This window comes from Candidatus Paceibacterota bacterium, from assembly GCA_035452965.1.
Classification (GTDB): Bacteria; Verrucomicrobiota; Verrucomicrobiia; order Limisphaerales; family UBA8199; genus UBA8199.
Genome location: DAOTCE010000001.1, coordinates 543,528 through 563,138, shown reverse-complemented (window position 1 = coordinate 563,138; position 19,611 = coordinate 543,528). Strand labels below are relative to the sequence as shown.

Genomic DNA, 19,611 nt, shown 5'->3' with positions numbered 1-19,611 from the left:
CGGGTCGCCACAGTTTGTGGGTGTGGAGGAAGGTTTGCCATTTGCGTTGACCGGCAGGGCGCATTCCAATGGTTGCAGCAGGCGCGCCGGCCCGTGGGGAGAGGGGGAGGCTGGTGCGACTACTGCATCGTGTTTTGCGGCTCGTGTTGGTGGTCGCGAAGAAGACGGAGGGCTCAGAGGCGACGCTAGAACCTTAGTCCCAGTCCCAGCGTGAGGTAGAAATCGCTATTCTGGGGGAGGTCGCCGTTGGATTCCATCGCGGGCTTGTGCAGGTATTCCCAGACAAAGGAAACGTCCAGGTCCAGGTGCCGCTTGATCTTGAACTCGAGGCTGGTGACTGAGTGATGGGTATACTGCCCGGCCTCCTCTTTTGTGAAGATGCTTTGTAGTTTCTCGCTCAGAGTCAGGCGCCGGGAGATGTCCACCTTGAAACTCGTCGACACGAAGGCGGCGGGCGTTGTGGCGCTTTCCGACTGACCGGTCTCCACCTGCTCAAATCTGGTGTACTGGGCGGCGGGACCTGCAGCCACGTTCCATGTCAGGCCCGAACGGTCGAAGATGTAGTAACCGCCACCTACCATGGCCGTCCCTCGCAGCGAGATGTTGGCAACAGGGTCGTGGTAGTATTCGATCGAGCCGGGGCGAACGAACCAGTGACGATCCAGCCGCACATCGTAGGTCAGACTCGCACGCTGGTTGTTGGCGTTCTGAATTCCGTTAGCCTCGCTGTAATTTCCCAGGTAGTCGAATACCAGGTCCGTGTTAGGCGTTCGCCGGGCCAGCTCGGCACTGGTACTCAGCGTAGTGATGCGGTTGTTGCCGGACTGGAGGCTCAGCCCGACGCTCAGGTTGCCGGACCAGTAGCTTATCCCCTTGCTGCCGGCAGGGGTAATACCGAGAACCCGGTCCCGGGGCGAGGTTAGCTCCTCCGCTCCGCCCACGGAAACGACGCCATTGCTAAGCACAACAGTTCCAAACACCGGTTCTTCGCGGTCGTCGAAGCGAACCCACGCCGGCTCGGCGGGACGGATCTGCCGAATGTCCTTCAACCGGAAGCTCTGTTCGTCCAGCTCGTCGTTGTCGAACTCCACGGTGCGGTCCTGGAGGTACTTGAATCTGCCGCTGAGCCAGGAGCCGGATTTAAGCTGAATCCAATCCGGGTTGTCGTGGCCGAGGCTGGGGGGAAGCCAGGCGTTGGTCGAGGTCGGAGAGCTGAAAGTCGAGAGTGGGTTCGTGCCCAGCGGCGGCTGGTTGGTGAGCGGCAACACGCTGACCGGCTCGCTGGCCGACTGGCGCTGGAGCTCGCGAACCTGCGCGCGCGACAAGGTAAGACGCCCGGCCACCTTTGACTCGAAGACGACAGTGCCGGGCGTCTCAGCGATGATCCGGCCCACGAACCGCTCACCCTCAGCGGTGACCAGCACATCGGCGTGATTCATGGTGGGCACCTTGACTTCGCCGGGCGATGCAGCGGCAGCGTCCGATTCGCTGGCCGAAGCTGCCCAGGTGAGCAGCAGCCAGATAGTCACGACGGCTACGCGATGAACCTTCACATGTCTCAAGTCAACCTGGTCTTAAAGTTCATGCCCAGTGCGTGGTTTGTTGTGACTGCTTATTGCGCGGGGATGGTGATCAAGGGCATTTTCTCGGAGCTGCCGGATTCGGCGAGGGTGAAGAAGAACATGACGGCGGTGAAGGCGCGTTTGGTTTGCCAGTCACCGTCGTCAACCCAGAACCAGTGGTCACGGTAAGGCACGGCGGCGAAAGCATGCCCCGGCTTGTCCTTGCCGCTGTGAATCCGCACAAAGGTCTGCCGGCTCCCCGGGGCGGCTTTGTCGAAAGCGGGCACGGCGCTGCGTTCCTTCAGGTGGACTTCCGGCACGTCCAGATAGCTCGAGAAGGCGCCCATGATTTGCAGCATGGAGCGGCTGTTGACGGCCAGCTCATTGTCCACCCCGCGGACCGGCGAATAGGCGAGCACGTATTTGTCCCCTTCCGCTGGCAGCTTGAGCAGCCGCCGGATTTCCGCCGCCTTTTCCAACATGTCGGCGGGGACATCGTCGCGCCGGAAGAACACCACCCCGGTCGAGCCTTTGGCCTTGTCTTCTTCGACGCGCATGCCGAACGCGCCGGCGGCCTGCACCTGGCGCAGCAGGTCCAAAGCACGGAGGAACTCCGGGTCCGCCTCGCGCATGGCGCCGGCGGCGACCGAACGGTTGCGCACGCCATTCAGGCCTTCGACGGTCAGGGCCAGGATGAAATCCGCCGGGAAGCCCGCTTGCAGCATGAAGAAGATGTTTTTGGGATCAATCGGCGTGATGAGGCCGCGCAGGAATCTTTCCCCGGTCAACGGCACGTAGGTGATGGTGGGCCGGTCGGTGTAGAGGGCCTGTCCGCCAGCCGCGAGGTAATTGCCCTGGATGGCTTTTTCGGAGGAGAGGGTGCCGTTGATGCTGACACCCGTTTGCATGGAGTAGCCACTGACGATGGACGCCACGTCCACAAACACCGGCAGGTCCATGTAGCGGAGCTTGACGATGTTGAGGAGCGTCTGCTGTTTCCACGAATCGGCGATGGCCGTGCTGTAGTCGAAACGGTCCACGGCCACGGTCCTGGGGCCAAGATGAGTGCAACCGGTCAAAACCACGGCGCCAGCGAGCACCGTGGCGAGGAGGTTTTGTTTGAGCCTTGTTTTCATAGTTGTGCGCTCTTGTTTGTCTTTATCTGCTGTGGTTATGAAAAGTGCTTTCATGCTCCAGCTTTGCGTTCTTGATTACGCCAAAAGGCAGCGAAGCCGGCGTGGGGCTGACTTCCAGTCTGGCTACGCTGGCCCAGGGAATGACGATCAAGCGGCCCTCTGCCTCGAAGGCGATTTTGTCGGATTCCATGATTCTCTTCATGGCTTCCAGCACCGTCGCCTGCGAGTTCCTTACCTGAATCGGAAAAGATATTTCGAGCCTGGTGCCATTGTTGTAGTGCACGACCAGCTTTCTGTCATCGTTCATAATGTTGTAGGTTGATTTCTGGTAGCTTCTCGTCTGGCCGACGAACCTGGAGTGGCTCGTAGCGCGCCTCTGAAATCGCAGGCGCGCCGTATTCCGCGAGGGCGGCCTCATTCGCCATTTGCAGCCGCGTCGGCAGCCGAGCGACCTCATACCAACGGCCGGCGTAGCGGCTGAGGTCGACCGACGCCGCAGTGGCCGGAGCGTCCAAGCCCCTGCTGGTGGTGGAACTGGACACCAGCCCACGCCCGAGCAGGAATAAGCCAACCGGACGCAGCATGGTAAAGGTCCCGGATTGCACCGACCTATTGGTTTGTTTGGTCATGACTGGTTTGAACAACTGCCCGCGCCCACCGGCGGGCGCGGGCAACACGATGCGATTTCTTCGGCTACCTGATCCGGGTCGCCCCAATCTTGCCGTTAAAGGAAGACGACGCGGCGTCGAAGTAATCGAGCACCACCGGTGAGGTGCCGATTCAACTCGCTGAATTCGCAAGCCTGGCGACGGCCTCGCACCTCGGTTTACTGGGCTTCCGAGGACAGCGCTTTCGCCATCTTATCCATTTCCTTCAGCGCAGCCTTCACTGCCTTGTCCACAAACTGGTGGTTCCAGTTGGCGCTCCTAACGGTGCCCTTGATCGCCTTGACGCCGCCCGGGGTCACGTCCGAGGCCAGGGCTTTCTGAATGTCGCCCAGGTCGGAGAGAAAGGGTCTGAACTTCTCGCCTGCCTGCCCGAGCGACGCCTCCACCTTGTCGTAGCTCTTCTGGACATTGCCCATTCGCTTCTGGGCCTTCTCCCGAAGGGATTGATTGGCAATGCCATTGACCGTGTTTTGCCAGTCCTTGAAATACTGTCGGCCATCGCTGGCCATCCATTGGGTCCGCGTCCGCGTCCAGCCGGCCGCCGATTCCGTGTTGGCCACTTCCTTGCAAAACGTGGTGTAAACAGGTCGGAGGTCACCTTTCGTCTGTGCCGTAAGGGCGTTCAGCGAGCCCAACGTGACCTTGAGTTGTGCCGAGGTCCGGCCCGTCTCCACGCGGGCTTCGCGGATGCTCCTGGCGAGTTGTTCCTGGCTGGCCTGGCTGGATGTGACCAGCAGGGCCGTCAGGCCGATAATGAGGTAGTTTTGCTTTTTCATATGTTGTTTGTCTTTCGTTTTGGTTGATGTCTCTAATCTATGTCTTCTACTGCTGCTTTTACGTTCGTGTCGCCAGCGAGAACGCGGACAAGTTGCACAGCGCGCGGGTTCACGAACGAAACTTTCACTGCCTCCCCATGGCCGCCTTGATCGCGTCCTCGGGATTGACGGTGTGGTTGTTCGGATCATCCGTGATCGAGAGCTGCACGCCTCTATCCTCTCCTTGTAGGCGTTGCTCACCGGTCCGCAATCGGGAGATACCGGGGCGCCCGAATCCTCACCCACATCGCATCCGTCATCGGCGGAGAAGATCATCGCCTGGGTCCAGTCCTGGTCCGAGTAGAGTTCCCACACGTTTTCGTCTAAGGGCACGTTCTTCGCCCCGATCAGCACCCAGGGAGTCCGGTGTTTCGTCGCAGCGGTCCAGCCTTTGTGGTAGATGGCGCGGTTGCCGAACATCTCGAAGTATTGCGTCTCGTGCCGCTCGGCGGCCTTGGGCGCGTCGAAGCTGTAGGCCATGCTGACGCCTTCGATGGGATCCTGCTGGACGCCGTCCACAGATTCGGGCTGCGGCAAGCCGGCCGCTTCGAGCACCGTCGGCACCACGTCAATGACATGGGCGAGCCGCGAGCGGATTTCGTCCCGGGCCTTGATGCCCTTGGGCCAGTGAACGACGGTGCCGTTGCGCGTGCCGCCCCAGTGGGAAGCCACCTGCTTGGTCCATTGGTAGGGCGTGTCCATCGCGTGCGCCCAGGCGACCGCGTAGTGGTTGTAGGATTCCGGCCCGCCGAGTTTGTCGAGGCGCGCCATGAGGAACTCCAGCGTCTCAAGCGGGGCCAGCCCGTTGAAGTTGGCCATCTCGTTGTAGGCGCCGTTGATTGTGCCTTCGGACGAAGCGCCATTGTCGCCCACGATGTAGTAAATGAGCGTGTTGTCGAGAATCTTCAGCTTGTCCAGCGTCTCCACGAGACGGCCGACCTGGTGATCGGTGTATTCCATGAATCCCGCATTGACCTCCATCTGGCGGCGCAGCACGGACTTGAGCGCCTCCGGCATCTCGTCCCACGACGGAACTTCCTTGGGCCGGGGCGTGAGCTGGCAATCGGCCGGGATGATTTGCAGCTTTTTCTGGCAGGCGAAGGTTTCCTGGCGCAGCATGTCCCAGCCTTGGTCGAACTTGCCCTTGTATTTGTCGGCCCATTCTTTGGGCCCATGATGGGGCGCGTGCGTGGCTCCTGGGGCGTAGTAGATGAAGAACGGCTTGTCCGGCGCGAGCGCCTGCTGCTGGCCGATCCATTTGATCGCCTTGTCCGTCATGTCCGGCACCCAATGATAGCCCTGCTCGGGCGTCTTTTTGTTTTCCACCGGCGTGTTGCCTTCGAAGAGCGTCGGATACCAGTGGTTGGCCTCGCCGGCGATGAAGCCGTAGAAATACTCAAAGCCGCCGCCGCCGGTGGGCCAGGCATCAAACGGCCCCGCCGGGCTCGTCTGCCAGACCGGCACCTCGTGGCACGGGCCGCCAAAGGCGCTGGAGGAGCCGAAGCCCGCGTCGTCAACGAGGACGATCAACACGTTCGGCGCGCCCTTCGGCGGGCGCAGTTGCGGGATTGGCGGATACTTGGCATCCGGGCTCTTCATGTCATGGACGACCGAGTCCGGCCGGACCGTGTTCGGCATGGGCAGGACGGAACGGTTGAGGGCGGCTTCGCTTGCCTGCGACAGACTTTGCGAGCTTAGACCCGCGCCCAGCGCCAGGCTGAGAAGGGCCAGTGTGGTTTTAATCTCATAGCTTTCATAGTGTTTTGTTGTTATTTCTTGCTCAATCAAAAGGTCTGCGGATATTCATGTTTAACTTTCGTCGGCACTGGATTTCCGTCTCGTCGGTGAATTCGCGGGCCGGTCCGTGCCGGAGGAAGTGCCGGGCCAGCTCGCGTGGTTCACAGACGTATCATTTCACCTCAACCGTGACTTTCGGGATGCGGCCGGTGAAGCGCGACTTGGCTTCGCAGCCGATGGACTCCACCACCGGCGTGCCGAGATCAATGCCCACGTCCGCCGTCTCGTCGGCAGAGAAAAGCCCGCCTTGGGTGTGATCGATCCGGCCCTCAGCCACCTTGTTGCTATCCACAAACAGCGTGCCCTTCCCGCCTTTGCCGGGGCCGCCGCCGTCGTAGGCGAATTCGAAGCGAAGTGTGTGTTTGCCGGCCGAGAGCGGCTTGGTGTCCGCAATCGTCGTGCTTTTTAGGCCCAGGAAGTTGTAGTCGTAGGCCGGGATGCCGTCCTTGGCATAGAGCGCCCAACCACCGAAGCGACCGGCTTGCGCGAGGATCATGCCGTGCGCGCCTTTCTCGGGCACTTCGATCTCGGCGGTGATGGTCTTGGACCGGTTCTTCACGTTGATGAAGACACTTTCCATCATGCCAGACATGCCTTCGGCGACGGTGATCGAGGTGCGTTTCCCCATGAGATCGGGGCGGCCCACGAGATCGCCGTTGAGCCGCTCGAACACGCGGTCATCAATGGGCAGCACATTATATTTCCGGGCCTCATTAAGGAAGACGGCCTGCAACTCCTTGAGTTTTTTTGGGTTTGCCGCGGCGAGGTCGTTGGCAAGGCTGAAGTCGGCGCGGGTATCGTAAAGTTCCCAAATGTCTTCCGCAAGCGCCCGGCGTGGCTTGGGTTCCCACGGCGCCTTGTGAGTGGTCCGGGCAAACCAGCCGTCGTGGTAGATCGCGCGGTTGCCGGCGATCTCGAAATACTGCGTGGTGTGGCGCTCCTTGGCCGCCGCGTTGTCAAACGTATAGACCAGACTGTTGCCTTCCATCGGAATCTGCGGAGTGCCGTTCACGACCTTGGGTTCCGGCAGGCCGGCGGCTTCCAGAATGGTCGGCGCGATGTCAATCACGTGGCTGAACTGGGGGCGCACCTCGTTCTTCGCCTTGATGCCCTTGGGCCAGTGGGCAACCATGCCGACGCGGGTGCCGCCGAAATCGGACGCCATCTGTTTGGTCCATTGGAACGGCGTGTCGAGGGCCACGGCCCAACCAGCCGCCATGTGCGGATAGGTTTGCGGGCCGCCCCATTTGTCAACCAGCTTGACCATATCCTCGACTTTCTCGGTGACGCCGTTGAAGTAGGTCATTTCGCTGAACATGCCGTTCATGCCGCCCTCGGCGCTAGTCCCGTTGTCGCCGGCGATGTAGAACACCAATGTGTTGTCGAGTTGGCCCACATCGTCAATGGCCTGAATCACGCGGCCAATTTCGTAATCGGTATGTTCCACGAAAGCGGCAAACACTTCGGCTTGCCGGGTGAAGAGTTTCTTCTCGTCGGCGGACAGCGTGTCCCAATCCTTGATGGCTTTGGGTTTCGGCGCAAGCCTGGTGCCGGCGGGCACCACGCCCATTTTGAGCTGCCGTGCGAGCGTCTCCTCGCGCAGCTTGTCCCAGCCGCCATCGAACTTGCCCTTCCACTTCGCGATCCACTCCTGCGGCACATGGTGCGGCGCATGCACGGCGCCCGGCGCGTAGTAAATGAAGAGCGGTTTGTCCGGCGTCATGGCTTTCTGGAACTTCAGCCACGCCACTGCCTGATTCGCCATGTCCGTGTTCAGGATGTAGTTCGGGTCGTTGGGAAGCTCGACCTGGGCGACCCCGTCATGCAGGTACGGCGCCCACTGGTTCGCTTCACCACCGATGAAGCCATAGAACTTGTCAAAGCCCTGCCGCAACGGCCAGCGGTCGAACGGACCGGACACGCTGGTTTCCCAGACCGCCGTCTCGTGCCACTTGCCGAACGCCGCCGTGCTGTAGCCATTCAACTGAAGAATCTTCGCCAGCGGGGCCACGTTGTTGGGGACCTCGCCGGTGGCACCGGGCAGACCCGTCGCCATTTCGGTGATGAAGCCCATGTTGCCCGTGTGATGGTTGCGGCCCGACTTGAGCGCGACGCGCGTCGGCGAACAGAGCGCCGTCGTGTGGAAGCTGTTGTAGCGAAGACCGCCCGTCGCCAGCTTCTGCATCGTGGGCGTCTTCATCGGACCGCCGAAGGTTTCCGTGGCACCGAAGCCGAGGTCGTCAATCAGGATGACCAGCACATTGGGCGCGCCCTGGGGTGCCTTCACTTCTTGCCTGGGCGGAATGGTCTTCACGTCCTTGGCGTAGAGTTCCTTGAGGGCGGGTGGTTTCGGGAACTGAACCGGCAGCACCGTCCGGTCGAGCCCGTCCGCCGCTGGTATTGCAATTGCACCTAGTGCGAGACTGAGGGTGGTGAGGATAGATTTTGTTTTCATAGTATCGTTTCGTTTGGAAAAGACCCGTTCGGTTGCAGGTGGTTCATGGGGTTTACTTCGGAAACAGGAATGAGATCTGGAAACGCAGGCCCCATTCCGGCGCACCGCTAGGCCCTTCAGCGTAATAGCGTCCGCCAACTTGCAGGGAGATGGGCTGCTTGCCAACTTTTAGCAACTGCTGCACGAACAGGTTCACCGGCACGGTCCATTGGGACCGCTGCCAATCATAGGTGCTCTCGGTATTGAGCCCGATGCTGGTGAAGGTCTTGGTTGTGTAGGACACAAAAGGTTGGAGGAACGTGCGATTGACATCAGCGCGACGCTCCTCACCAGCGAAGGACCAGACGTGGTTGAACAGAGTGCCATAGGTCCACGGCCCCTGCTGCTTTAAGACGACGGCGGTAGGGCCTGCGCCCCATTTTTCCTCGCCGAGCAGATCATCCGTGGCCGTCGGAATCTGCAGCACGGGTCCGGCACCCCAAATCCAGCCTCCCGGTCCGGGTTTCACTGGCGAGAAGAAGAGGCTCTGGGTCGTATCGGCAAGGCCCGACCTGGTGCCGGGGCCAGAGTAGTTTTCCCGATGAATAAAAGGCAGGATCGTGCGCGAAATGACATTCCAATTCTCGTTGAGCGATATTGGTATCACGGGTTGCACCGTTACCTTGTATTCAAATCCATCGTCCGCAGGGCCCGCACCCCAATCAAAATTGTTCTGAATGGGAACGCTGATGAGGCTGGCGATGGGGTTTAAAGTCGCCTTGGCGAGGGCGGCGGCTTTTGCTTGCTGATCCTCAGCATCAGAGACGGCTCCCGCACCACTTCCAGTGTCGGCCGTCTGGAGAGTAAGCGGACGGTAAAAACTCCCCGCGTTGTTCTGCGCGAGGGCCGTTGCCGCGGTGAGCGTGAAAACCAGTGTGATCAGGGAGAGCTTTATGGGATTTGTTTGGTTGGTCATGTGAGTTGTTTGAACTGCCAATCGTCAGAACAGAATGCCCAGCTTTACCCAGACGTAGTCGCCCTCCAGGCGCTTATCGGTGTCCAACTCGGGTAACCACTTAATTTCAGCCAGCAAGGTGGTATCACGGCCCAAGGGGCGAACGTAAGAAATAACCGGGCCGATACCGCAGGTCATTCCTTCGAAATCGCCGAGTCGCGCGCCGGGGCCACTGTCACCGGTCAATTGCTGGTAGTAAAAGGCGTTTCCACCCACACCCGCCAAGCCTCCAAAGAGAGGCAAGTGCTGCGCCACCGTCAGATCCATGTGCAGGGATGTGCCACTGGTATAATCGGTGTCGCCGTTTTCCGTGTTGAAATCCACACCGGTGTAAAGGCTGACTTCGGTGCCAATCTTGCTGCTGAACCAGCTCGCCATGATGCCCGGCTCAAAGGACCAGTAGTTTTTGCCGACGTTGGCCAGCCGGCCCTGTTCATAATCTCCGGTGGGAGCATAGATGCCCAGGCGGAGGTCGAGTTTGAGGTCGGGCGCGATATTTGTCCATCCCAGCATAAAAGGATAGATAGTCATATCGCCGAACCCATCCGCAGTATCTTTGGCTGTAAAACGGGTGCCAGGCTGTCCACCGGGGCCTGTGCGCTGCGCTTCTCCTTTCACTTCCAGCCAGACATAAGGCAGCGCCACACCCGCCGCCAACCCGCCGCCCAGGACGCTCCACGGTGTCTGGTAAACCGCCACGACGGTATTTGCATATACTGTTGCGTCGATGCCAGCGGTGAGTAACCCACCGAGCGGCAACTGGCGATTGACGGGCGCACTGGCTTCGTAATAGGTGAAGAAGTCCAGCACGGCGATACCGCCGGGCTTGCCAGGGAAAGCGTCAATGAAGGACGCGGTGCTACCGGGCATGTAATGGGCACTACCGCCCTCTTCGGCATGCGCGGTGACGGCGGTCATTGCCAAGGTACAGGCAATACCGGCTATAAGAACCTTCTGTTTCATAGTCATGTTAGGTTCTAATTTGTGATCTGTTAAGTTCTTGCCAGATCCGCTATGAGGGCGTTTCGACACTGAGCACCACCATTTCGGTGATGCGGATCACCACTTCTTCGCCGACATGCCGCTTCGTGAGGTCCACGTCCGGACGGACGGCGACCTTCCGGATGGCGCCATCCGGAAATTGGAGTGTGGCCCTGCGAGCTTTGAGATCGATTGCGGTTACCCTGGCGGTCACCTGCACGGTCTCGGTGACGATGCCGCCTGGTTTGGCGCCCTTGGGAGCCAGCGCCACGAACGCTGCGCCACCCTCCCTTTGTGACGCGCCGGCTTCGGCCAGGTAGGCAACCACTTCTTCGGCCACTGTCACCTTGAGTTGGTCACCTATACGGATCTGGTCGAAGTTGATCACATCAGGGCCGCACTTCACCGTGGTCTTCTTTCCATCTGAGGTGACGAGCGTCACTTTGCGGTTGGCCGCATCAATGCCGATCACAGTAGCCTTCATGCTGTGCGTCTCCACGACCAACCCGCCCGGCACGCCCTCCTGATAGGCGGTGGCGGCGGTCGTCTCGATGGGCGGCGTGAAAGGGGTAGACGAGCAGGAGGCGAAGGTTAGCATGGCGGCTGGAAGCAGCGCCAATCTCGTTATGTCCAGTGTTTTAGCGTTCATAGGTTTCTGTTGGTGGTTTTTTGTCCAGTTATTGTGTTTATTGATGGGCAGCCAGCTTGAGGCTGACCGGCAGGTCGGCCTGAGCGGTCTTGGGTGGCAATTCCTTGAGATGTTCGTGGAGGATGCGGCGCACTTCCTCGATCGTGGCCGGTTGATTCAGGCACGAATGTTTGCTTCTGACGACGAACTCGGACTCCACATAGTCCACGTGGGCACTTTGGTAGGCCACTACCCCGTCCCGCCCCTGCCGATAGTCGCCTTCCCCCAATACAGGAATAATGGAGTGAGCCTTCACCGACGGCACAACGGGGATTTCCGCCAGGACCAAAAGGCCGGGGTTCTTCGGTGACATGCCGTCGAGACTGGTGGGCAGCTTGTCGCCGGCAAAGTTCCCGGCGTCGGAGCCTTTGGCCAGGAGGAGCAGTTCTTTTCCGCGGGAAGCCAGAGTGCCGGGCAGCGTGACCAGCCGCCGGGCCAGCCGGCGGGCGAGTCCGCCAGAGAGGTAGCTGCCGCGGTGCGGGGTGGCAATGAACACGAGGCGGCGCACAAACGGCAGCGGCTCGAGGAAAAAGAGGCTTCGGAGTTCCGCGCGCTGCGCGTCACTAGTCTTCAAGTCTTCCAAGCGATTGGTGCTCAGCACGTGCCAGAGGCGGTCGCCGGTATCCACGGCGGCGCACTTGGTGAGCAGGCCCCCCTGGCTGTGACCGATCACCACCATTTGCCGCAACGCAGTGTTTGTCCCCTGCGGGTCAAGCCGTTGCGCCTCGGCCGTCAGGGCCGCGCGCAGGTCCGCAATGGATCGCACCAGCGGATTGCCACTGCCGTACTTAAAAGTCCAGAACTGATAGCGCTGGCGCAACACGGGGTCGGCGATCAGGGTGTTGCCCATTTCCGCCCAGGTGACCGGGCTGGAGAAAGTGCCATGGACAAGCACGACCGGGATGCGGCCCGATTCATAGGGCTGATTCAGGATCAACTGGCTGGGACTGCGCTTGGCTGGAGCGAGGAAATCCAGTTTGCCGAGCTTCCAGATCGTGGATTGGTTCAAGGTGTAGGCGCGATAGGTCGTGAGATCGGTCTCCAGCGGCACTTTAGCCTGTCCGATCGTCACGTTCGTGTCTTCGAAGGGAGAATACAGTTCCAGCGCGGCGGCGCCCCGGCTGGCAGCAAAGTCGGCCAGCGTCCCTTGCAAGCGTAGCAGCACCGTAGCGGGCACGGCCCGCCGCATGCCCAAAGCGGGATCGGTCGGCAAGACCGCAATCAGTGGCGCCCCCACACCCGGCTCGCGGTTGCGCACACTCAAGCCGTGGACGCGGAATTGATCCGCAAGCAGGATCTCCTCGCACTGATGGAGTTGCAATGCCAGCTCGTCTTGGCGAAGCCGCAATTCGATTTCGCCCATGGGCAGCCGGCGCCGGGCGTTTTCCAGTCGAACGACCGCGTTGGTGCTCCGCGGTCCGGTGAGCGCCAGGCCGAGACCGTAGTTGTAGAAATCGCACGCCGCGCGAAAGCGGCGATCGAACGGGCCGGGCGGCGCATCTTCTCCGTCACCAAACAGGAACAGCCAGGCATAAACCGCCGCGCCGAGGTAGTAGTCACGCGCCTCGCGCGGGTCCCAGGGCTTGACGCTGCGGCGAATGTGGTCCCCCGCCGCGTAGCTCAACTCCGCCAGCGCGAATAGGAGGTCTCGATCGCCGGTGGCCAGAGCCTTCTGGTAGAGCTGATGCACAGCCGCATCCGGCTGGCGGGGGGCCAGGCGGTCCAGATCGTAGCGGTGCAGGATCGAAACAGTATCCGCACTCGGCCCGCCGGTGCGGAGCGCGCTGGCTTGCACCTGCGCATAGGCCTGCCGCGTGGTCACGCGGACCGCGCCAATCGACGCGGTACAGCCGCCCAGGATTAAGGCCGCGAGAGCTGCCAGAGGGCCCGCGAATGATCTCAGCCTGGCGAGTCCTCGTGCCCGGGAGGGGCACCTCGGCCATTCTGGGCTGGTGGCGGATAAGCTCTGGGGTTTCATGCGGGCGAGGCGTTGTTATCTGCGCCGTCCGCCCCCGCCGCTGCGGGAGCCGCTGAAGCTGCTGCCACGGGAGCCACCCGAACTTTGCCACGACTGTGCTTTCTGGCTTTGCCGATTCCCATACTGGCGCGCCTGCGCCTGCGATTCCATGCTCTGCTGGTTGCGGCTCCAACTGCTCGAGGCGGAAGAAGCGCTTGTCGCGGGCTGTTGCCGATAGGAGCTGGCCTGGGCCTGACGGCTCGCGCTGGATGTGCTGGAGGCTTGCGGCTTGGCGGCGGCGGGCTGCGGTTTGGTCGTGCTTTCCCAACCACTGCCCGAGTTTTGCGACCATCCCCCGTCGGAGTCCTTCTTGTAAACGGTGCCGTCCTTTGCCGCATACACATCGCCCGACTGGGTCTTCCCGACCGACCCCTGGCTGTTTTTCGTGTCCCATGCCACCATACCGCTGCCCTCGGTGGTTCGCACCGCCCCAGCACTCCCGTAAGCGCCTGAGGCATAGCGGCCCGCCGCGCCTTGGCCGGTCGTGGGATTGTAGGCCGCGCCACGCCCGGCCGAACCGTAGGCGGTGCTGACCGACCCGCCCGCTGCTCGAGCTCCCGTATATGGATTGTACGCCGCACCCTGTCTCGCGGTCCCGTAGGGTGTGCTCACCGTACGACCCGCCGCCGAGGTGCCGGTGTAGGGATTATAAGCCGCCCCGCGGGCGGCGTTGCCGTAGGGACCGTAGGCGTAGCTTGAGCGCGCGTAAGTGCCGGTGTACGGGTTGTAGGAAGCCGTCCGCCCGGCCCCGCCATAAGGCCCGTATGAGACGTGCGCCGAGGCGTAGTAACCGCCATAACCGTGGTGATACACCGCGCCGCAACCGTAAGAGTAATGGCACGGGGGTGGGTAATAATAGTCGTCGTGGTGGTGGTCAGCGATGGCCGCGCCGGCCAACATGCCCATGCCGAACATGAGCACGCCCGTCGCGGCCACATATTGCCCGCTATAGCCGGACGTTTGGCTGTAAACGACGGTCGTCGGCGTCGAGCTTTGAACCACCACGTAGGTGACATTGTAGTTCGGGTTGGACGGCGGAATCGTGTAAATCGCCGCCGGCACGCTGGTGCAATAGGTCCAAGGCCCGCTTGGGGTGGGCGCCGTGAGCCACGCCCCCCCGTAACACCAGTAGTACCCGCCGCTGACCAGGAACACCTGGTTAGGCGTGTTGACCGCATACTGGACGGTCGTGCTCGGGATGGTCACGAATTGTGGCGCGCCGCTGTAAGTCACCACCTCTTTCACCGGCGCCATTTGCACCGTGGTGGTGCTGGGTACGGAGGCCAACAAGACGGCGTCTTGTGCTTCGCGCGTGCCGGGGACTGAGGCCTTCACGAAGGCCGCCGGATCATCATCGGGGATCTGGGCAAAATCCAGCGGCAGATCTCGGCTCGCCGCGGACCAGGGTCCAGCTATGCTGGCTGCGCGGAACCAGCGGCCGGCGACCAGGAAGTAGAGCTTGCTGTCGCCCGTGTGGAGAAACAACACGCTCTCTGTGTTGTTCACGCGGAGCAAGCGAGTCCCGCGGATGGGCATGTAGCTGGGGGGGCCGTCGGTCAGGATCATCTCGGCGGGTTCCTTCGTCACGAAGACGGTCGGGGCGATCTTGGCCGGTTTGCCAGGCAGCCGACGTCGAGCTTCCGCCCAGTTCTCGCTATTCGGCAGGGAGTAAAGGGAGGGCGGCAATGTCCGGGCCGGAGTCCACGGCCCGTTGAGCACGTCCGCCGTCGTCAGCCAGCCTTCGCGATTAAGGAGGTAATACTGCCGGCTCGCAGAATCGTAGAGCACATCCCAATTCGTATTCAGCGCGAAGAGGAGATCCGTGCGGTTGGTTTCCACGGGCTTGAACTGGGGTTCGCCCATGAAGATGACCAGGATGGCGGGGGTGGTGCTGCTGAAGATCTTTGGCGGGTCCAAATTGACTTCAACGGGCGGCTGAACCGGTTGCGCAGCCGGGTTCAGGTAAGCGATCACGCGATCCAGCGAAAGCGTCATTGCCTGCCCGGACGGGTGGAGTTCTTCCACAGCTTCGCGCAACTTCTTCAGTTCCGACTCCGGCACGTTGGCAAAGCGCAGTTCGCGCTTAAGGGGTATGAGGGCAACAACGCGCGCCGTGTGATCGGCCACGGTGAGCGCGTCCACCTCGGCTACGCCGAACTTCTCCTGTTTCGACACGCCTTTGACCGCGATGGCGCAACGGAAATGGAGGTTGGTATATCCGTTCCAGTAATCCACTTGGGGCTGATAGACGGTGAGCTGCTGCTTGCCCTTCTTGAACACACGCGGCCAGCCCGGGTCGGCCGGCTGCGCGGTCGCAGTGCAACCGTTGAAAGCCCCCGCCAGCAACAGTGGTGCGAGCAAGACTGGGCCGATTCGAGTTTTCATGAGGTTGGAATCGCGTTCGCTGGCGGAAGACTACATCTTTCGGTAGCCGCTGTTGGTTACGGTGACCTTCAATTTCTTGGCCCGCGCATCGAGCGCGGCATTGGAGGGGTACGCGGTGCCGTCGTTTAACTGGCCCATGCGCACGTCCAGGGTGACGGCATCGTCAGCGTCGTCCAGGTAGGTGGAAACCTTTAAACCGAGCGGGCGGTTGTTCGTCAGGTCCACTTCTACGCCAAGATTGTCCCCTGACTTTTCATAGTCTCGGAAGTTGAGCCGCGCGCGTTTGCCGGGCTGGAGGATTTCGATCGATACCTTTCCCATATCCTTGGCCGCCTGGATCCTCGCCGGGCTGGGCGGAACATAGCTTTTCACGAGGGCAATCGCGTTTTTCATGTAGTCGGTCAATTCCTCCGTCTTCTTGGCGGCGATCCGGCCCCGCACCCCGCGCTTCTTCTTTGGCTCTGGGGACTTGTTGAGTTCGACCTTTTGCACGCCGCCGTCGGCGCCGTAGTAGCACTGCGTTTGCTTGCGGGACTTCTCCTCGCCTTTGAGGCTGACGACGGTGGTTTCAATCCACTGATACTGGCGAAGGATCGCTTGGCTGGCAGCCAGTGTCGCCTTGAGCATGGCGGCACGCTCGGCCGCGGTCGGTTGTTGGGCGAAGGCCGGCAGCGTGAGCGCGGCCAGGACGAGGGTCAGGCATGATTGTTTTGCGAAGTTCAGGATATGATTGCGTCTCATAAGTGTCTTTTTGTTGCTTGGCGGACCCGGGTGCTGGAGCCCAGTCGTGGTTGCATTGTGTTACCGGTGGTTATTGGATTCATGGTTGCTTTTGCTGAATCGGACATCACTGAGATGGTTTCTGTGGCAGGGTTGGAGTAATCTGCGGCATTTCGGAGGCAATGCCGATGTCCACGAACAACGCCATCTGGTTTTCCACCTGAAGGAACTGCGCGGCTCGCATGGGTGACACGGTTGCGCTGATCTTCTTGTGGTACTTCGTCCACAGATCGAGCCGTGACTGGACGTTTTTCAGCCACTTGGCGGCCATCGGCTTGGCGTTCTGGTCGTTGAGGCTGCCCTTTTGGTAGTGGGCGGCGAACTCGCGGATCAACGCCAGCTTCTCGTCGCCCACGCGTGCCAGTTCCTTTTCGTAATCGCGGTAGATGGGCCAGAACACTTCTGCCTCGGGGCTGGTGAGTTTCATGGCCTGGTTGATCGTGCGAATCTTGGCCGCGTTGAAGTCCGAGCGCAGCACCTCGAAGTAGGTGCGCGCGTCGTCCGTCTGGTTCGTGGTGGCGGACTGGGCACCGACCCGGTTGAGTCCGAACAGCAGGGTTCCGGCAAACAGGCTGAGAAGCAATTTTCTGCTGATATTCATGGTTTATGGGTTTGGTGATTGAGTTTCTGGACTGTGGCCTTATTTGTTCAATTTCGAGTCTTTCCAGTACTTGGTGCCTGAAACGGTAGCCTGAAGGGAGACGCCGCTTTCGGTGAACTGGTAAATCTCCATGCCGCCGCGAGTTGCGAGGGCGGTGCCGGCACTGCCGTGCCCGCCGGCTTTGGCCGTCAGATCCGTGGAACTGCCGGCGGCCACGGTGCCCTCTTTGTAGTTCACGCCGGCTTTCACACTCTGTTCGCCGGAGATGCCCGTATCCTGGTATTTGGCACTGGCATCTGCCTGGCCGCCAAACTGCACCCCCTGCTCGACGAACTGCTTCATCACGGCGGGGTTGTGAAAGATGAAGATGACCCGCAGGTCTTTCACGCCGGCGCCCACGCCGCCGCCCAACGAGGCGACGCGCATGAAGGTTTCTTTCCCAGTCTGGTTGTCCACCACCATGCCGTAACCGTTGGCGCTGGCCAGCAGGAGCAGGTTGAGGCTGACCTGCTTGAAGGTGGCGTAGCCCGCGGCCTGGCTCAGCGTGCCTTGCAGCCGGGGATTGGCGGCGCGGAGCTGCCCCAGCATTTCATCGCGCTGCTGGCGAATGCTTGCTTTTTTCTCGGCTGCGGTGCTGCCCTTGGGGCCAAACGGCCCGGCCCGGCCCTCCGCGGGGCAGGACACGACGAACCAGGCGCCAACAATGAGAGCGAGGTGTAGATGGGATTTCATCTCGGGAACAGGAAGGAGACTTGGAACCGCAAGCCCCACTCGGGCGCTCCGTTCGGACCTTCAGCGTTATAGCGCCCTCCCGCTGGAGGGGCGATGGGCGGTTTGCCCACCTTCAGCAACTCCCAGAACCACCCGCTCCTCGTCGGGTTCACCAGCGAGAAGAAGTGACTCTGGATGGTATCGGCCAGGCCGGACTGGCTGGAGGGGCCTTTATGCTTCGCCTGATAGCCGCCGTTCCCAATGGCCCGGGAGATAACGCTCCAATTCTCGCTCAGGGGATTCGGCATCACCGAACGGAAGTGCGTATTAGTGTTCATGGGGAGTGCTTTCTACCGGAGGACTTTGCCAGATCGGCGCTCGGCGTCCGTAATCTTGGGAGAAGCGACCCCGGCAGCACGCCGGATCGTCTCCAAGATCTGTCCTCCGGGATCGGTCTTTCGGAAATAACCCGCACAGCCGGTGGCCAGCGCCCGGGCTCGCACCTCCGGCTCATCGTGGGCCGTTATGAAAATGACGGGAGTGGCATCCTGGACCGCAGCCAGGCGCTGGCCCAACTCCAGACCCGATATGCCCCCTAATTGGATGTCGAGGAGCAGACAGTCGAACCGCGGACGCTTGGTGTCCTGGAGCAGCGCCTCCGCTGACGCATAAGTGACTGGCTGAAGTCCGGCTATACGAAGCAGCCGGGCGAACGAACGACACACGCTCTCGTCGTCGTCCACAACCGCGACGTAGACGGTGCTTTTGTCCGGACCTGGCGATTTCATGAAGTGCATAGTCCCAGAAACATCAAAACGGCCGCTACTGCCCTTTGGGGAAGCTGGTCAGTGACCAGCCAACCCTGATCAGTGATCGGTAAACCGTTTGTGTATTCGGCCAACTGCTTGAAATATCTCAAGTGCATGCCACAGCACCTGCGGAGCACCTTAATCATTCCTCGTCTTTGAGCCGCTTCGAGCCCTGGACGATCTTGTGCCAGCCGTACGTGATCGAGATGCGAAAGCCATCCATCTGGAGATCCCCACGGTCGTTGTCGTTGACCGTTGCCATGTAGCCGGCGGTGACAGAGAGGTTGTCGCTGATCTGATAGCCGAGGGTGAAACCGACGCCCAGGTTGTTCAGCGAATCGCCCTTAACTCCGTCTATGCTCGACTTGCCGCCAGTTACCCAGGTCGAGTCGAGCGACCCCCACAGAGTCTCGGTGAGGTCGCGGGTCAAATGCGCCTCCAGCTGAAATATGGGGTCCGTGCTCAACCTGCGGCCCACGTAGTCGTTGTTGTCGCTGAAGAACCAGACCGAGGGAAGCAACTCCAGAGTGGTGCGCCGGCCTGGCACCCACGGCCCGATCTGCTGGATGATCGGCGCTCCCACCCGGCCATACCAGCGGTTCTGGCCAAGGTTCAGCGGCTGATCGTTGTCGTAATCGCCGATCGGGAACGCGACGTCCGCGATCACGTTGAGCGAAAGCTTGGGCTCGTAACGCACAAGGTCGGGGATGCTCTTGAGCGCCTTGGGCCCGATGAGATTGTAGCCCACCTCCAGCATTGGATCGCCGAATCCGTTCGCGTCTTTACTGAAACTCTCACCGGCCACGCTGACATCGCCGGAAATCCGCCCCACCGGTTCGAGCACCGCCAGAGTAAGCGTGCGATCGAATAGCGGCAGCATTTTGGCGTAACCGACGACCAGGACGTTGGCTTCGACTGAAGCCGAACTATTGGTGAACATGACATGCGCCGGGTCTATGGGATTGGCATTGCCGCTCAAGTTTTGGTAGATGACCGGCACGGCATTTGCCCCGGCGAGGCTCTGCCAATAAAAGCGCGGCGGCACCTGCGCCAGTGCGAGCGTCGGACAGATTATCGCTAGAGCAAGGGTGGCGGTGGCGAGGCGATGAGAGCACGGCGCGGATGGTGAGTAATCCCCCTGGCGGTGCCGTTTGATTTCGTTGTTCATGGGATGGGTGGTTCGTTGAATTGAGTTCATTTTGGGATTTGGGC

17 protein-coding genes are annotated in these 19,611 nt (G+C 61.0%); all 17 read right to left on the bottom strand.

Features of this window, described 5'->3' with window-relative positions:
* Window positions 1-185 precede the first annotated feature (185 nt).
* Complete coding sequence (locus tag P5205_02070) at window positions 186-1,553, bottom strand: DUF481 domain-containing protein (GenBank protein HSA09133.1); 1,368 nt, start codon at window positions 1,551-1,553, stop codon at window positions 186-188.
* Window positions 1,554-1,612: 59 nt separating this feature from the next.
* Complete coding sequence (locus tag P5205_02065; GenBank protein HSA09132.1) at window positions 1,613-2,698, bottom strand: hypothetical protein; 1,086 nt, start codon at window positions 2,696-2,698, stop codon at window positions 1,613-1,615.
* Between the two features lie 22 nt (window positions 2,699-2,720).
* The gene (locus P5205_02060; protein HSA09131.1) at window positions 2,721-3,005 is read right to left on the bottom strand and encodes a hypothetical protein; all 285 of its coding nucleotides are present in this window, start codon (window positions 3,003-3,005) and stop codon (window positions 2,721-2,723) included.
* Window positions 2,995-3,327, bottom strand: coding sequence for a lipocalin family protein (locus P5205_02055; protein HSA09130.1), 333 nt, complete (start codon window positions 3,325-3,327; stop codon window positions 2,995-2,997). Before P5205_02055 ends, P5205_02060 begins: the two co-directional genes overlap by 11 nt.
* A gap of 197 nt (window positions 3,328-3,524) precedes the next feature.
* The gene (locus P5205_02050; protein ID HSA09129.1) at window positions 3,525-5,819 is read right to left on the bottom strand and encodes a DUF2959 family protein; all 2,295 of its coding nucleotides are present in this window, start codon (window positions 5,817-5,819) and stop codon (window positions 3,525-3,527) included.
* Between the two features lie 271 nt (window positions 5,820-6,090).
* Window positions 6,091-8,433 (bottom strand): arylsulfatase, encoded by a 2,343-nt coding sequence (locus tag P5205_02045; GenBank protein HSA09128.1) that lies wholly within the window; start codon window positions 8,431-8,433, stop codon window positions 6,091-6,093.
* A 52-nt stretch (window positions 8,434-8,485) separates the two neighbouring features.
* Complete coding sequence (locus P5205_02040) at window positions 8,486-9,388, bottom strand: transporter (GenBank protein HSA09127.1); 903 nt, start codon at window positions 9,386-9,388, stop codon at window positions 8,486-8,488.
* Window positions 9,389-9,412: 24 nt separating this feature from the next.
* A complete protein-coding gene (locus P5205_02035; protein HSA09126.1) occupies window positions 9,413-10,390 on the bottom strand; it encodes a transporter in 978 nt (325 codons plus the stop codon).
* A gap of 49 nt (window positions 10,391-10,439) precedes the next feature.
* Window positions 10,440-11,057 carry a hypothetical protein gene (locus P5205_02030; GenBank protein ID HSA09125.1) on the bottom strand — a complete coding sequence of 206 codons (618 nt, stop codon included), beginning with the start codon at window positions 11,055-11,057 and terminating at the stop codon, window positions 10,440-10,442.
* Between the two features lie 37 nt (window positions 11,058-11,094).
* Window positions 11,095-12,918, bottom strand: coding sequence for an alpha/beta fold hydrolase (locus tag P5205_02025; GenBank protein HSA09124.1), 1,824 nt, complete (start codon window positions 12,916-12,918; stop codon window positions 11,095-11,097).
* 171 nt (window positions 12,919-13,089) lie between these two features.
* On the bottom strand, window positions 13,090-15,498 hold the full coding sequence (locus P5205_02020) for a hypothetical protein (protein ID HSA09123.1): 2,409 nt from the start codon (window positions 15,496-15,498) through the stop codon (window positions 13,090-13,092).
* Between the two features lie 30 nt (window positions 15,499-15,528).
* Window positions 15,529-16,239 (bottom strand): hypothetical protein, encoded by a 711-nt coding sequence (locus P5205_02015; GenBank protein ID HSA09122.1) that lies wholly within the window; start codon window positions 16,237-16,239, stop codon window positions 15,529-15,531.
* 106 nt (window positions 16,240-16,345) lie between these two features.
* Window positions 16,346-16,879 (bottom strand): hypothetical protein, encoded by a 534-nt coding sequence (locus tag P5205_02010; protein ID HSA09121.1) that lies wholly within the window; start codon window positions 16,877-16,879, stop codon window positions 16,346-16,348.
* 39 nt (window positions 16,880-16,918) lie between these two features.
* Window positions 16,919-17,611, bottom strand: coding sequence for a hypothetical protein (locus P5205_02005; GenBank protein ID HSA09120.1), 693 nt, complete (start codon window positions 17,609-17,611; stop codon window positions 16,919-16,921).
* Window positions 17,608-17,928, bottom strand: a complete 321-nt coding sequence (locus tag P5205_02000; protein HSA09119.1) for a hypothetical protein — start codon at window positions 17,926-17,928, stop codon at window positions 17,608-17,610. The genes P5205_02005 and P5205_02000 overlap by 4 nt, the downstream gene beginning before the upstream one ends.
* A 12-nt stretch (window positions 17,929-17,940) precedes the next feature.
* Window positions 17,941-18,387: a response regulator gene (locus tag P5205_01995; protein HSA09118.1), complete on the bottom strand. Its 447-nt coding sequence runs from the start codon at window positions 18,385-18,387 to the stop codon at window positions 17,941-17,943.
* 154 nt (window positions 18,388-18,541) lie between these two features.
* Window positions 18,542-19,597 (bottom strand): transporter, encoded by a 1,056-nt coding sequence (locus P5205_01990; protein ID HSA09117.1) that lies wholly within the window; start codon window positions 19,595-19,597, stop codon window positions 18,542-18,544.
* Between the last annotated feature and the right edge of the window lie 14 nt (window positions 19,598-19,611).

Excerpts from the sequence above, each read along its gene's own strand:
- P5205_02065 (HSA09132.1), bottom strand. The coding sequence starts at position 2,698 with ATGAAAACAAGGCTCAAACAAAACCTCCTCGCCACGGTGCTCGCTGGC.
- P5205_02060 (HSA09131.1), bottom strand. The coding sequence starts at position 3,005 with ATGAACGATGACAGAAAGCTGGTCGTGCACTACAACAATGGCACCAGG.
- P5205_02055 (HSA09130.1), bottom strand. The coding sequence starts at position 3,327 with ATGACCAAACAAACCAATAGGTCGGTGCAATCCGGGACCTTTACCATG.
- P5205_02050 (HSA09129.1), bottom strand. The coding sequence starts at position 5,819 with ATGCCGAACACGGTCCGGCCGGACTCGGTCGTCCATGACATGAAGAGC.
- P5205_02045 (HSA09128.1), bottom strand. The coding sequence starts at position 8,433 with ATGAAAACAAAATCTATCCTCACCACCCTCAGTCTCGCACTAGGTGCA.
- P5205_02040 (HSA09127.1), bottom strand. The coding sequence starts at position 9,388 with ATGACCAACCAAACAAATCCCATAAAGCTCTCCCTGATCACACTGGTT.
- P5205_02035 (HSA09126.1), bottom strand. The coding sequence starts at position 10,390 with ATGAAACAGAAGGTTCTTATAGCCGGTATTGCCTGTACCTTGGCAATG.
- P5205_02030 (HSA09125.1), bottom strand. The coding sequence starts at position 11,057 with ATGAACGCTAAAACACTGGACATAACGAGATTGGCGCTGCTTCCAGCC.
- P5205_02020 (HSA09123.1), bottom strand. The coding sequence starts at position 15,498 with ATGAAAACTCGAATCGGCCCAGTCTTGCTCGCACCACTGTTGCTGGCG.
- P5205_02015 (HSA09122.1), bottom strand. The coding sequence starts at position 16,239 with ATGAGACGCAATCATATCCTGAACTTCGCAAAACAATCATGCCTGACC.
- P5205_02010 (HSA09121.1), bottom strand. The coding sequence starts at position 16,879 with ATGAATATCAGCAGAAAATTGCTTCTCAGCCTGTTTGCCGGAACCCTG.
- P5205_02005 (HSA09120.1), bottom strand. The coding sequence starts at position 17,611 with ATGAAATCCCATCTACACCTCGCTCTCATTGTTGGCGCCTGGTTCGTC.
- P5205_02000 (HSA09119.1), bottom strand. The coding sequence starts at position 17,928 with ATGAACACTAATACGCACTTCCGTTCGGTGATGCCGAATCCCCTGAGC.
- P5205_01995 (HSA09118.1), bottom strand. The coding sequence starts at position 18,387 with ATGCACTTCATGAAATCGCCAGGTCCGGACAAAAGCACCGTCTACGTC.
- P5205_01990 (HSA09117.1), bottom strand. The coding sequence starts at position 19,597 with ATGAACTCAATTCAACGAACCACCCATCCCATGAACAACGAAATCAAA.